Source organism: Pseudoalteromonas sp. ABE4_541, assembly GCF_056312285.1.
The window spans coordinates 17,982-31,934 of record NZ_JBSVEM010000009.1 but is presented as its reverse complement, the minus strand read 5'-3'; the positions used below and the strand labels follow the sequence as shown (position 1 = coordinate 31,934).

Sequence of the window (13,953 nt, the reverse complement as noted above, 5' to 3'; positions counted from 1 at the left end):
GTAGCTAACCGCTTACTGTTTTATCTTTTTTATCTAAAAATTTGCGAATGGCCCTTGAGGCAGCAAAAAAGCCAAATGTCCCCGTTACCATCGTAGCGGAACCAAAGCCTGTGGCACAATCCATATTCTTGGCGCCATCGGCTTGTTGTTTCGCCATACACACCTCTCCACTTTCAGTCGGATAAACCAATTGCTCAGTAGAATACACGCAATCAACTCCAAATTTACGCTTTGGGTTAGTGGAGTAATTATATTTTTTGCGCAGCAGGTACCTAACTTTCGCGAGCAATGGATCTTGGGTGGTTTTGGCCACATCACCAAACTGAATTTGGCTCGGGTCCGTTTGTCCTCCCGCTCCACCTGTGGTAATCACGGGAATTTTACGGCGCTTGCAATGGGCTATCAGCGCTGCTTTTTCCTTAACTGCATCGATGCAGTCAATCACGTAATCAAAATCATTAATATGTTCTGCAATATTCTCAAGGGTAATAAAATCGTCGATAAGCTCAACTTCACAGCTTGGGTTGATCTGCTTAAGGCGCAGCGCCATTGCTTCAATTTTTTGCTCTCCGATCGAGTCGGAAAGTGCATGAATTTGTCTATTTACGTTAGTTACACAAATATCATCTAAATCAACCAAACAAATACGGCCTACGCCTGTTCTAGCTAAAGCTTCTGCTACCCAGCTACCTACGCCACCAATGCCAACCACGCAAAAGTTTGCTTCAGCTAGCCACTCTAACTGTTGAGCACCATACAGGCGGCCTATTCCACCAAAACGAAGTTGTGTTTGTTGATCAGTCATATTACCACTCTAACTGCCAAGGGTTTTGCCAATCGGCGAACCCTTCATGATTAATTAATTTAGCAAACAGTCCTATAGGTTCAGGTACCGTATAATACTGCTTCTCTGTGCCTTTCCAATTAAAACGTAATGCAAAGGCATGTAAGTATACTCGGTCACTGACTTGTCCTCCATAAAGCTCATCACCCAAAATCGGCGCGGAAAGGCTTTTAAGCGCAACTCTAAGTTGATGCGTTTTACCTGTGAATGGTTTAAGAATGCAGCCTCGCAGGCCCGGCTCTATGCTCATAGAGTAAAAGCGTGTAATTGCGGGGTTCTCATTTGATGTTAACAGCTTATAAGCACCACGACGCGCTTTTGCCATATCCCCTTTCACCCAACCTTGCTTTTTCTTAGGTTTATCTGAGATCAGTGCCAAGTATGCTTTATCGATGCTTTTTTGGGCGAACATGGTACTTAGTTTACTCGCCGCTTCACTGGATTTAGCGAATATGAGCAACCCAGACGTTACTTTATCTAGCCTATGTACCGAATACAGTTTAATTGCGAGTTGTGTTTCTAGTTGAACAACGAAACCAGCTTCGCTTTCCGAATGAAAACTAGTACCCGCAGGTTTGACTGCAACAACGTAATCTTTCTCATCTGCAACGATTTTTATGCGTGCCATTTTTCCATTTCTTCAGCACTTAACTCGCGAGCTTCGTTTTCAAGAAGTACGGGAATATCATCACGAATTGGATACGCAAGCTTGGCAGCTGTGCTAATTAATTCGCTGTTTTCTTTGTCGTACTGTAGTTTACCTTTGCACACTGGACAGGCGATTATCTCTAATAGTTTTCTATCAAATGCCATGATGGATCTCTTTTGATTTTAATAAGGTTAACAATGTTGATTGCAAAGCATCCGAAGGCTTGGCATCAACGCGTAAATAGTACCAATTGTTTTTGGCAAATGCCTGACATTTTACCGCGTCTTTCTCTGTCATAAAAACAGCATTTTGCCCAAGTTCCTCAAAGTCTTCAGCACTATAGGCGTGGTGATCCCGAAAGTGTCTGCTGGCGTTGATTGTAATTCCGTGCTGAATTAAGCTTTGCTCAAACCGCTCGGGGTTACCGATCGCACTGACTGCAACACCTTGATTTACGAAGTCTGTGCACATTTCGTTGTCTTTAACTTTGAAAATACCCATACTTTCTAGCTGGTAACTGAGCGGCTCATCGCCACCATTTTCAATTACAAGATCAACACTCTTTAACCGTGAAGGTAACTCCCTTAACGGACCTGCTGGTATCAAACAGCCATTGCCAAACTGACGCTTCGAATCAACAATGCACAGCTCAATATCTCTGTTCATCTTGTAATGTTGTAAACCATCATCAGAGACAATAATATCAACATCATGGTTTTCTTTGAGATACTGGCAACTGGCTTGCCTGTCGGGACCGATGACCAAGGGGCAACTTAAACGAGACGCCAGCAAAAAAGGCTCATCACCCGCCTCAATAACCGAACTACTCGGCGTCACTTCAAACGGATAATAAGGTGCTTTAGAGCCATACCCTCGACTTATCACCGCGACTTTAAACCCTAACTTTTGTAAATAAGGAACTAGCCACAAAGCGAAAGGCGTTTTGCCGTTACCACCAATACTAATATTACCGATGACGATAACGGGCACATGTGCTGAGAAAGTTTTACTAATGCCAAGTTTGAAGCTCAAACGACGTAAACCGCTTATCAGCCAAAACAAGCCACTAAAAGGCAAAAGTACAAGGGTAATAATGCTCTTTCGTTTATACCAGCTTTGTTCAATCAAGCTCAAAACTATGCTCCATGCTGCATCTTACAAAGCGCCGCATAAACACCATCTTTTGCGAGTAATGCTTGGTGATCTCCCTGCTCGACAATGCGGCCTTGTTCTAGCACATAAATTCGGTCTGATTTTTCAATAGTCGAAAGGCGGTGTGCGATCACAATTGACGTTTTATTTGCCATCAAGGAATCCAATGCATCTTGGATCAACCGTTCAGACTCCGTATCCAAAGCGGATGTTGCTTCATCTAAAATAAGTATTGGTGCATTTTTGACGATGGCTCGAGCAATAGCGATGCGTTGACGCTGACCGCCAGACAGCATAACGCCGTTCTCACCAACCATCGTATTGAGCCCTTCAGGCAAGTCCTTCACAAACTCCCAAACATGGGCCTGTTTAACAACAAGTTCAAGTTCTTGCTCTGTTAGCGGTTTGTCTTGGCCATACATAATATTGTTGGCAATGGTATCGTTAAAAAGCACAACTTGCTGAGACACAATAGAAAACTGACGACGTAAATCTTTAAGCTTGTACTCTTGTATTGCGTGGCCATCAAGTAGGATCTCTCCCGCTTCTATTTCATAATGTCTCGGTAACAAACTGGAAAGGGTCGATTTGCCTGAGCCTGAACGACCGACCAGAGCAATGCTTTCACCTGCTTTAATGTTCAGGTTTAAATCACGAATTGCAGGCTCTTGCTTGGTTGGATAACAAAACGTTAAATCCTTAATGACAATTTCACCTTTGCAAGATGCGATTTCTCGTGTGCCAGTATCACTCTCTATCGGCGTATCAAGTATTTTAAAAATGCTTCTCGCCGCTTCTATCCCTCGTTGCATCTCTCCATTGACATTAGAAAGTTGCTTCAATGGTCTTAGCATCATCATCATCGAAGTCAGCAAACTAATAAACGCACCCGATGTGATTGTATCTATCATCGAAGTGGTAGCAATTATCAGCAGTACCAGCGCCATTGCACTTGCGGCTAGAATTTGGATCACCGAAACACTGATTGCACGAGTTGCATCCATTTTAACTCGTTGTTGTCGGTTGCGGTTATTTACATCCGCAAAGCTTGATATCTCTTTAGCTTGCCCTTCAAATCCATGGATCACTTTATGACCAAGCAACATTTGCTCTGAGCCGCGTGTGACCTCCCCCATAGCATCTTGAATATTTTTCGAAATTTTTCTGAATCGCTTAGACACAATATTTACGATCAGCGCGACTAAGGGAATAATAATTAAGAATAGACAAGTAAGCTGCCAGCTAGCCGTGAACATGCCAACAAGTACAAATACAACAAATGCACCTTCACGAATAACGATTTGAATTGCTTTGGTCACGGCCTGTTGAACTTGTTCGGTATCAAAAGTTATTTTTGAGATCATTTCTCCATTGGAGTGTTGATCGTGAAACGCAACTGGCAAATATAACATACGCTCAAAAAGCTGTTGTCTCAGCTCTCTGACAACTTGAGAACCAACATATGTCATGCAATATGATGCCATATAGTTAAATATACCTCGACCAACAACCAAAGCAATAACGACGGCTGGCGCCCACTTTAAAACCTCTGCATTACGCGCGTTTAGGCCTTCGTCGATAAAAGGCTGCATCAATTTGATAAATAATGCGTCCATTGCCGCATAGCCCAACATACCTACCACAGATAAAATTGCTACAGCTTTATAATCCAATGTGTATCTTAAAAGCCGTTTGTAGATTTGTTTGGCGCTTTGCTGCATAAAAACTCTCTGCTTAGGGGAAAACCCATTCATTGTACTTGCGCTCATCGTAAAAACAAAACGATAAGTCGCTAAAATCAATTATATGGAGCCAAAATGAGCAAAGTACAAGACCAATAGATAGAAAAGTGTAAAACGATGCGACTGGCTATAAAAACCAGTAGCTATATGACCCTCGCGCAGTTTCTATGATTTGATCAGACTTCGTAAACTTGATCCGGATATGACCATCTATCGCCGTATCATATTGTTTTACATTTAACACATTGTATCTTTTTACCACTTCTTCATTTGGGAGATGCCAAATCGAGTGGTACGCTCGGGAGTATATTGCAACTTTTGGCGACACGGCATCGAGAAAACCGTGACTTGATGATGTTTTGCTGCCATGGTGAGGTGCCAGTAAAATGTCACTTTGTAACTTTTGACCGTATCTTTGTAGCAATATTTGCTCCGCCCGTTTCTCAATATCACCAGGTAGTAGTATTGAAGTCCGGCCATCGGAAATTTTCACCACGCAAGAGTTATTGTTATCCGATAGCATTGGTTTATCTGGCCATAGTGACTCTATCGAAAGTATACCCACAATTTCTTTTTTTATCAGACAACTGGAGCTTGGATCGTAATGGTGAAACGCTTTTAACGGTGTTCTTCCTGAAAACTTAAGCAGCTCTTCGATTCCACCAACATGATCGTTATCTTGGTGACTTAAAATCACATGGTTAAGTGTTAGCTGTTTTTTCTCTATATATGGTTGTACTACATGTTCGAACATAGAGTAACGTCCAAAATATTTCGTGCCTAAATCATAAAGTACGGCATGTTTTATTGTTGAAATCAGTACAGCTGTGCCATGATCGACGTCAAACACGTCAACTTGCCACAATATTTTCGGCGTAAATACACTATGACCAAATACAGAAATTAAGGGTATCAATGCCAGCCACCTGAACCAAATTAGGCTGAAGAACAGAATAAAGGAAAGATACAAAGCCGCCACATACCACCACTCAATTGGGGGCAATGTCAGCCAGCCATAGCTGATAAATAAGTGTTCTAGTTGAGTCATCAACCAAGCTAAAAGTGTATCAGCGTATGCAAATATTGAAATTGATACCCCCAACGCACTCATGAGTAAAATAGCCAATAAGGCTGGCAAAATAGCGAATGATAACAGAGGAACAAATATCAAATTAGTTAGCACAGAACAAATGCTAATGCCACTAAAAAACAACCAACTCAGCGGTGCAAGTGCAACTAGCAGTACAAACTGAATTATAACCAATTGAAGTAAATGAGACAGAACCCCCAACCCAACCTTGTAATTCATAAGTTTTATACAGAAAAAAATGCTTAACACAGCAACAAACGAAAAATACAGGCCCGCATTTAACAAAGAAAATGGGTCCAAAAGAAGCACTGCCGCTAAAGCAAAAAGCAACGTTTGATAACTGACTATTTGTTTGCCTTTAACATAAGCCATAATGAACACGCTAAGCATGATGAATGCTCTTTGAGCAGGTATCCCTGAGCCACTAAGTAGCACGTAAATCAATGCTGCGCATAAGCCAAAGCTCATACCAAATATGTTTATGTCGATACTTTGATTAAATGGAAAACCTAACTTGGCTATAATCAAAAATAGGCAACGGGCGCAATAAAAAAACAAACCATAAATGATACCTATGTGCAAACCAGATACCGCAAGCGTGTGGCTGAGCCCCAACTTTTGCATCACTGTTTTATCGCTCTTTGCTATTTTAGATTTATCACCACTGAGTAATGTGAAATACAACCAAGCTAATTTAAACTGGGATAAGTGTGACCACAACCAAGCTCTATATTGGGTCACAAGTCCAAAATTGGCTTGTGAGATATGAACAATGTCGGTCACTTTTCCTTTGAAGTAAACGTGGTTGGCAAATGCATACAATTCACTATCAAAAACAAGAAAGTTTTTCCTACTTCGATAAGGCTTTAGCTTCACGTAAGTTTTGGCTATTGCACCCTCTTGCAGCTGCGAGCTTACTTCTGGGATAGATAAATTTGCTCTTACCGTTTTAAACCAAGGCAACCTACTACCGTTAATTTGGATAATTTTGGCTGTAAAATAACCTTCACTGAGTTGGCGCTCAAGCTTACTCACGATACTTACTTCTTGCTTTAACTCCCCCAAATCATAATCAAATTTATAGAAAACAGTGTAATGTACCCAGATTAAAAAAATAGCGAAAATAAACCCTAACAAAACGAAGCAAAACGGCTTAAAATGACGCACAACAACAATCAGAAAAATGCAGCTGCTATAAAATGGCCACTGTTTATAAAAAAATACAGTCACGAAGCAGCCGAAAATAAACCCACACACCAAGAGAACTGACGTATATGGTTGCAAGTTATGGCTAAGAAAACGATCCAACGCTTTTTACCCGATCATAATAAGATCAAGCAGCAGAAATCATTAAAGATATTTGGTCGCTTATTGCACGACGCTAATTTATGGCATCTCAACAGACGTTCCGCACGAGGGGCTTTCTCTGTTGGATTATTTTTCGCGTTCATCCCTGTCCCTTTTCAAATGGTTTTAGCGGCAGCCTTTGCAATTCCTTTTCGCGTTAATTTACCTTTGTCTGTCGCCTTAGTGTGGTTAACTAATCCACTCACTATGCCACCAATTTTTTACTGTTCCTACATTGTTGGCGTTTTCGCACTCGGTCAAGAAACTCAACCCTTCCATTTTGAAGCTAGCTGGGAATGGCTTTCTCAAAGTTTAAGCACTATCGGACCCGCTTTCATCGTTGGCTCACTGATCTGTGCGTGTTCTGCTGCCATTATTGGCTACTTCGGCATCGACTATTTATGGCGACGTTCCGTTAATAAAGCATGGGCTGCGCGCCATCAATAACCACTTGAGTATAGACACAAAAAAAGCCCATAAGGGCTTTTTTTGTGTCTGCTTAAAAATCAGTTTATGCGACTGTAAGCTTTCTGCGTCTTAACCATGCGAATGGTAATGCTAGCAATGCAAACATAGATAAACTACCTGACTTACGCTCATAAGTTTCAGCTTCAGGCGGCGCACAATCTTCAACGGTTCCATTTGGAACCGGCGTAAGTAGTACAGGTAAAGTCACTGATTCATACTCGATGTTACCATCGCTGTCCTTTTCAATGTTACCTAGTCTATCTCTGCGCTCTACAGTTTTTGTCGCAATTGCATAGATCTTGTTGGCTTCAGTAATTTTGATCGCCTCTGCAATCGTGTATGGGTAGTTATTGCCACTACTATCTTTACAAGGCAATAGGTCATTGATATTTGTTAACTTATCTTCACCTATTTTATAAATAAAACCTTCTCTACGGCGATTACTAGTGCTGCCCTTCTCAATCTCTGCTTGACCAATAATAAAACCTGCATCATTAATATCGGTTACAACAGTACGTGAACCTTTAAAGAAATATGGCATTTCAGTTAGCTTTTTATCATTAATATCATAATAAAAGCCATACTGATCTGTAAGTGAGCTTCGCACTTGTAATGCAGTATAACCAACCGCGACATTATTGTTATTAATATCAACCGCTTTACCTGTTTCATACCATTTTTCTAACTTATGAAATGGCGTGAATTGCCCATCTGCAAAGTAACCAGCTAAGCCGTAGGGATATAAGTCATCTCCTTTTCGATACGGAGAGTAACCAACAGCAATACCTGATTTGTTCACGGCCAGCGCTGTACTGACAAATGCATTGTCTTCGTCATCTTTGGGCGTGAGGCCTAGACCTAGGTTGGTAGTACTAACAACATTAAAATCATCATCTAACTTCCACTGAAAGGCACGTAAATCATAAAACTGTCTGGCTACTTGTTGCTGCCAAACACACACCTTCTCTGGTTCATCTTTGTTATCACAGTTGTCGTTGTAATTATTTTGACGATTTTCTGGAATACCAGTACTACTGTTACCAACAACAATATAGCCGCCTTCATCTAACTTTTTGATGTCAGTCGCAATACTCGAGCCACCATGTTCAGTAAACTCAGGCTCTAATACAACTTTCTCACCTTGTGGCGTAATAACAACACCACGAGAGCTCCAATCTCTCACAAAGTAAGTTTCATCTTCAGATTCATTCTCTGGTTTAAACGTCACTTTTGAATATGGTGCTGAGCCCCAGCCAGCAAGTACGCCATCTTCACTCAATGCAGTTAAGTAATTAGAGGTAGAACGAGTAAGCCCATTAGTATCATCGCTTTCTACATCAAAAAGAAGTTGCTCTTGTGCAGATACCGCATCAATATTTAGTGCGATTCTATCGTTAAACTTTTGATACTGTGCCGAGCCAGAACGACCACTTAAAAAGTTAAGCATAAATACGTTCGCATCTGCATTTGTCGCAGCAACGCCATTTTTTATGTCTTCCAGCGTAAAGGTAATTTCCTCATCGATAGATTCGTACGCACTTTTGGTATTTTCATAGGCGTTTTTAAGCGTCGCGTCGTCAAAATCAATATAACTTACGTCAATTGGCAAACCGAATAAGCTGCTTGCAGCACCGATGATCTGTCCATTGTCATTCGCATCTGAGATAAAAGTATATTTACCATTTTCATAACGCGGTAATTCACTTAATTGATAGGTTGCTGCCAGTGCTTGGCCACTTAGACCAGCAAAAATACTCGCAGCCAAAAATGTCTGTTTCATTTTAATCCTTACTACTGATTCTGTAATGCTTCTAATTCTTCCCAGCGCTCGAACGCGGTTTCAAGCTTCGACTCAAGTTCCGCCAATTCGTTCAACGCAGCTTGTGTTGTCTGCGAATCTTGTTTGAAAAAGTCTGGGGCATTAACGATTTCTTGTTGTTGCTCTAGTGCCAATTCAAGTGCTTCTACTTTACTTGGCAACTGCTCTAATTCAAGTTTTAATTTGTAACTTAGCTTGGTGCTTTTGTTGCTATTCGTTTTAGCCTGTTTAACCTGCTTTTCCGCTTCTTGCTTGGCTTGCTTTTCAAGCTCTTTAGCCTGCGCTTGGCGCATTGCAACATATTGCTCGTAATCTGTATAACCACCAACGATGTCTGTAATTTGGCCGCTGCCTTCAAATGCCCACACAGAATTACAGGTATTATCGATAAACTCACGGTCGTGACTAACAATTAAAATAGTACCCTGATACTGATTTATGATTTCTTCAAGTAATTCCAATGTTTCAATATCAAGATCATTGGTTGGCTCATCCAGTACGAGTACATTTGAAGGCTTTAAGAATAACTTGGCCAGCAGTAAACGATTCTTTTCACCGCCAGACAACGCTTTAACTGGCGTTCTGGCTCTTGCTGGCGGGAACAAAAAGTCTTGCAAATAACCAAGTACATGACGGCTTCTACCACCCATCATGACTTCTTGCTTGCCTTCTGCCACGTTATCTTGCACCGTTGCTTCTTCGTCTAGTTTTTCGCGATACTGGTCGAAATACGCGACTTCAAGATTAACACCTTGTTTGATCTTGCCACTATCTGCAGCCAAATCTCCAAATAGAAGTTTAAGTAATGTGGTTTTCCCCACCCCGTTAGGTCCAACCAGGCCCACTCTATCACCACGCATAACCAAAGTAGAAAAGTCTTTAGCTATCACTTTTTCTTTAAATGCATGATGAACATGTTGCGCTTCAAAGACTAACTTACCAGAGCGCTCCGCGGTCTCAATGTTAAAGTCTGTTTTACCAACTTGCTCAACACGTTGTTTGCGCTCATTTCTCAGCGCTTTAAGTGCTCTAACACGCCCTTCATTGCGCGTTCTTCGAGCTTTGATCCCTTGGCGGATCCACGCCTCTTCTTCAGCAAGCTTTTTATCAAATAGTGCGTTTTGAGTTTCTTCAACTTTCAAGTCATGTGCTTTTTGTTCAAGATATTTAGCATAATCTCCAGGGTAAGAGATCAACTGCCCTCTATCTAAATCAAGAATACGTGTAGCAACGGCGCGAATAAACGCTCTATCGTGAGAAATAAAGACGATGCCACCTTTAAACTCTTTTAGGAATTGCTCCAACCAAATTACACTATTCATATCCAAGTGGTTGGTTGGCTCATCCAGAAGTAAAAGATCGGGCTCACTAACCAATGCCTTAGCCAGTGCAACTTTACGTAACCAACCACCTGAAAGTTTTTCTAAGCGCATGTTCGATTCTAGTTCTAACTGGCTTAAAACAAGCTTAATACGACTTTCGAAACGCCAAGCATCCGCAGCTTCAATCTTGTTAGACAGCTTTTCAAGCTTGCCCAATAATGCAGGTGATTGATCGGATTGCAGTGCTTCGCTAACATGATTAAATTCGATAAGTAACTCAGCGATATCGGGCAAGCCATTGGCAACGTAGTCAAATACTGAACCTTCCGCGCCCTTGGGAGGGTCTTGTTCTAGGCGTGACACTTTTAATTCGCCCACTCGGTTTATCTCACCGTCATCCAGTAAAACTTCACCATCGAGTACTTTAAGTAAAGTTGATTTCCCCGCACCGTTTCGACCAACGATACATACTCTTTCACCAGCTTCAATAACCGCATCAGCGTTATCAAGCAAAGGATGGGTACCAAACGCTAATTGCGCTTTTGCTATTCTGATTAAATCCATACTATTCTGCGAGTTGTTCTATTTGTTGCCGATCAAAAGGCCAACATAAGGCCTGATGATCAGAGAGTCTTTTTAAAACAGGAATTGATGTTTGATACGCTTTCATCAGCGTTTCATCGCTAACAATATCTACCAACTGAACCTGTGTACTAGGTATTAACTGCATGACCATTTCATGTGCCAGCTCACACAAATGACAACCATCGGTATGATATAAAACAAACTTAACCATGGGTTATCAACCAACTGTTATGAATTTGCTTATTGCGTTTAAAGTCAGGTGATAAAGTTTCGTTAGAGATATTTTGGGCTTTCAAGCCTAATCCTATTAAACCTACTTCATCCATTTTAAAGCCGCGTTTGTTGTTTGAAAAAATCAAAGTGCCCTTCGGACTCAAGATTTTCTTAACCCAAGTCAGCAATTGAATATGATCACGCTGCACGTCAAATACATCTTTCATCCGCTTTGAATTAGAAAATGTCGGTGGATCTAGGAAAATAAGATCGTATTGTCCTTGTGCATGCTCTAACCATTTTAGGCAATCAGCTTGCTCAAAACGATAACGCGGATTTTTGAGATTATTTAAGGCAAAGTTTTCTTCGGCCCACTTCAAGTAAGTTTTTGACATATCAACGGTTGTGACTGATTTAGCACCGCCCAAAGCAGCGTGCACCGAAGCCGAACCTGTATATGAAAATAAATTCAAAAAGCGTTTGTCTTTGGCATTTTGCTGAATATAACGGCGCGCTAAACGGTGATCTAAAAATAACCCCGTATCTAAATAATCAAATAAATTAACTTTGAATTTGGCACCGAATTCGTCAACAGTATCGTAACGGTGCTGTTTATCCATTGCCGTATACTGCGCTTCACCTTTTTGCTTCTTACGAACTTTTACGGCGATGTTTTCTGGCGCAACCTGTAATTGCTCAGCGGTCAAAGTGATCACGTCTTGCAAGCGTTTTTGCGCGATATTGTCATCAATTTCTTTAGGGGCCGCGTACTCAAATATTACGGCTGAGTCGTTATAGACATCTACAGCTACATTATATTCAGGAATATCCGCGTCATAGACTCGATAAGCATTAATCTGCTCTTTTTTAATCCAACTCTTAAGCGCTTGTTTATTCTTTTTTAAACGATTGGAAAATGCGCTTGAGCCCTCAAAATTAAGCCCCGTTTTTTGCTCATTTTGAGTTACTTGACGTTCATTAAGCTCATACATATTGAGCTCCACATCGATTGGACCATTCTTAAACTTATAACGTTTTTCTCGCGATAACTTGAGCAGTTTAAATAAGCTATCGTCTGTGCCAAGAAGTGCCAAATGCCAGTCTTTAAAGTGCTTTTTAAACGCGATGCCCATATTACGATACAAATTAACCAGTTCTGCCATTGAACCTAAACGCTCACCATAAGGTAAGTTACTCAGTACCACACCAGCGCGTTTTGCTACTTTTTCTAAGGCGTTTGCATCTTTTACTTTGAATTCAATATGCTCTGAAACGCCTGCTCGCTCGGCATTTTGCTGCGCAACGTTGAGCACTTTCTGATCGACATCCGATCCAATGATCCACAGTTTTGTATCAATTTGATCAGACTTTAAATCTGCTTTGATCTCATCAAACTTTGCCTTTCTAAAGCTAGGCAAACGCTTAAATGCAAAATCTCGGTTCAAGTTGCTGTAGATATTATTTGCCATGCACGCAGCTTCGATCAGCAAAGTACCAGAGCCACAGCAAGGATCAAACAACGGCCGCGTAGTATCTTCAAGCCATCCACTACGTTTAACAAGTGCAGCTGCAAGATGCTCTCGTATAGGTGCCTTACCCTGACGAGTACGATAACCTCTATCTGACAAACGAGGACCTGAATAGTCAATGTATAGCGCGCATTTATTTTTGTTTAATTTAGCAATAACGCGAATATTGGGATCTGCTTTATCAACATTTGGACGCTGTTCGTACAAATCGTTGAAGTAGTCAACAATTGCATCTTTGATAACGAGACCAGAAAACTGCGTATTTTTTAGCTCTGTATTGGTACCATTAAATTCAATTGCAAATGTTTGCGTTGGTCCAAACCAGTCTTGCCAAGCCTGGAAGCGTGCAAACTTATATAGTGCGTTCTTATCTTTTATTTCTTCACTTTCATCAATCATTAGCATGACACGAGTTGCAAAACGTGTTGTTAAGCAAAACTTTTGTGCCTGTAAGTTATCTGCATTAAAACGAACAGAACCTACGCTTTGTTTAGATAATTCAAGACCAGCTTGTTCAATCTCTTGTGCTAAAAGATGTTCAATACCGATGGAAGTGAGCGCGATAAATTGCAATGTACTAACCCTTTATAATCAATTAGCAGCGAGTATAACATAGGTTAGACAGAGCTTGATCACGCCATTTTGGAAATTTTATTACAACTTAATAGTGGATGGATACGATCGTTCAGCACCTTGATTGCCTGAAACTGTTCTAAAGTGAGGTTTTCATCTAGGGCAAACTCAGGGCTTAAACTAATGCACAAACATGTCCCTTCTGATTGCTCAACAATAAAGAAGTCCCCTTCTTGCTGTTGCGATTGTAATTTCACGATTGCCTCGGTACAGGGCGAAGTTCCGCTATACGCCGCAAAAAACCAGCTCTTTGCTTGCACAGGTAATAAATAAAATTTTGCAGCCGTTGCATTTAGCGCAATTTGACAACACTGCGGCTCCGACCACATGTTGAAACTACACAGGTAGGCGAACACATTTTGATAATACGACGCTTCGTTAAGACTAAAATGAGGATTTACAGCAGCGTCTTCGGTTAACTGACGCAACCGAAAAGGAGTGCAAAGAACCATGTCTTCACCCAAGTCTACAAGCAAACGATTTCTTTGGTGACAACTTACCCACCGCCACTCTTTAGATGCTTGCAAAACTGACCTCCTGCCTACTATTTGCTTTTATTG

12 protein-coding genes are annotated in these 13,953 nt (G+C 41.1%); 1 reads left to right on the top strand and 11 read right to left on the bottom strand.

Translation table 11 applies throughout. From position 1 onward, the window contains the following. Nucleotides 1-4: 4 nt before the first annotated feature. The 6 genes from tcdA to ACW689_RS10540 form a co-directional block, all read right to left on the bottom strand. Nucleotides 5-805 carry a tRNA cyclic N6-threonylcarbamoyladenosine(37) synthase TcdA gene (gene tcdA, locus ACW689_RS10565; RefSeq protein WP_476291088.1) on the bottom strand — a complete coding sequence of 267 codons (801 nt, stop codon included), beginning with the start codon at nucleotides 803-805 and terminating at the stop codon, nucleotides 5-7. A 1-nt stretch (nucleotide 806) separates the two neighbouring features. Further along, a complete protein-coding gene (locus ACW689_RS10560; protein ID WP_476291086.1) occupies nucleotides 807-1,472 on the bottom strand; it encodes a TIGR01621 family pseudouridine synthase in 666 nt (221 codons plus the stop codon). Beyond that, nucleotides 1,460-1,657: a Trm112 family protein gene (locus ACW689_RS10555; RefSeq protein ID WP_476291084.1), complete on the bottom strand. Its 198-nt coding sequence runs from the start codon at nucleotides 1,655-1,657 to the stop codon at nucleotides 1,460-1,462. Before ACW689_RS10555 ends, ACW689_RS10560 begins: the two co-directional genes overlap by 13 nt. Then, nucleotides 1,647-2,627: a tetraacyldisaccharide 4'-kinase gene (gene lpxK, locus ACW689_RS10550; RefSeq protein ID WP_476291082.1), complete on the bottom strand. Its 981-nt coding sequence runs from the start codon at nucleotides 2,625-2,627 to the stop codon at nucleotides 1,647-1,649. The genes ACW689_RS10555 and lpxK overlap by 11 nt, the downstream gene beginning before the upstream one ends. Nucleotides 2,628-2,629: 2 nt before the next feature. Continuing rightward, entirely contained in the window at nucleotides 2,630-4,366 is a 1,737-nt protein-coding gene (gene msbA, locus ACW689_RS10545; protein WP_476291080.1) for a lipid A export permease/ATP-binding protein MsbA, read from the bottom strand. Nucleotides 4,367-4,514: 148 nt separating this feature from the next. Next, nucleotides 4,515-6,734 (bottom strand): DNA internalization-related competence protein ComEC/Rec2, encoded by a 2,220-nt coding sequence (locus tag ACW689_RS10540; RefSeq protein WP_476291328.1) that lies wholly within the window; start codon nucleotides 6,732-6,734, stop codon nucleotides 4,515-4,517. A 30-nt stretch (nucleotides 6,735-6,764) separates the two neighbouring features. Between ACW689_RS10540 and ACW689_RS10535 the strand changes: the two genes are divergently transcribed. Further along, the gene (locus ACW689_RS10535; protein ID WP_476291078.1) at nucleotides 6,765-7,271 is read left to right on the top strand and encodes a DUF2062 domain-containing protein; all 507 of its coding nucleotides are present in this window, start codon (nucleotides 6,765-6,767) and stop codon (nucleotides 7,269-7,271) included. 64 nt (nucleotides 7,272-7,335) lie between these two features. Here ACW689_RS10535 and ACW689_RS10530 read toward each other — a convergent pair whose 3' ends face one another. Genes ACW689_RS10530 through ACW689_RS10510 form a run of 5 tightly spaced genes read right to left on the bottom strand, consistent with a single transcriptional unit; the run spans nucleotide 7,336 to nucleotide 13,920 of the window. Continuing rightward, nucleotides 7,336-9,072, bottom strand: coding sequence for a DUF3466 family protein (locus ACW689_RS10530; RefSeq protein WP_476291076.1), 1,737 nt, complete (start codon nucleotides 9,070-9,072; stop codon nucleotides 7,336-7,338). A gap of 11 nt (nucleotides 9,073-9,083) precedes the next feature. Next, nucleotides 9,084-10,997: an ATP-binding cassette ATPase Uup gene (uup, locus tag ACW689_RS10525; RefSeq protein ID WP_476291074.1), complete on the bottom strand. Its 1,914-nt coding sequence runs from the start codon at nucleotides 10,995-10,997 to the stop codon at nucleotides 9,084-9,086. A gap of 1 nt (nucleotide 10,998) precedes the next feature. Continuing rightward, nucleotides 10,999-11,229, bottom strand: coding sequence for a glutaredoxin family protein (locus ACW689_RS10520; protein WP_476291072.1), 231 nt, complete (start codon nucleotides 11,227-11,229; stop codon nucleotides 10,999-11,001). Then, a complete protein-coding gene (gene rlmKL, locus ACW689_RS10515; protein ID WP_476291070.1) occupies nucleotides 11,222-13,333 on the bottom strand; it encodes a bifunctional 23S rRNA (guanine(2069)-N(7))-methyltransferase RlmK/23S rRNA (guanine(2445)-N(2))-methyltransferase RlmL in 2,112 nt (703 codons plus the stop codon). Before rlmKL ends, ACW689_RS10520 begins: the two co-directional genes overlap by 8 nt. A gap of 59 nt (nucleotides 13,334-13,392) precedes the next feature. Further along, the gene (locus tag ACW689_RS10510; RefSeq protein WP_476291067.1) at nucleotides 13,393-13,920 is read right to left on the bottom strand and encodes a cell division protein ZapC domain-containing protein; all 528 of its coding nucleotides are present in this window, start codon (nucleotides 13,918-13,920) and stop codon (nucleotides 13,393-13,395) included. Between the last annotated feature and the right edge of the window lie 33 nt (nucleotides 13,921-13,953).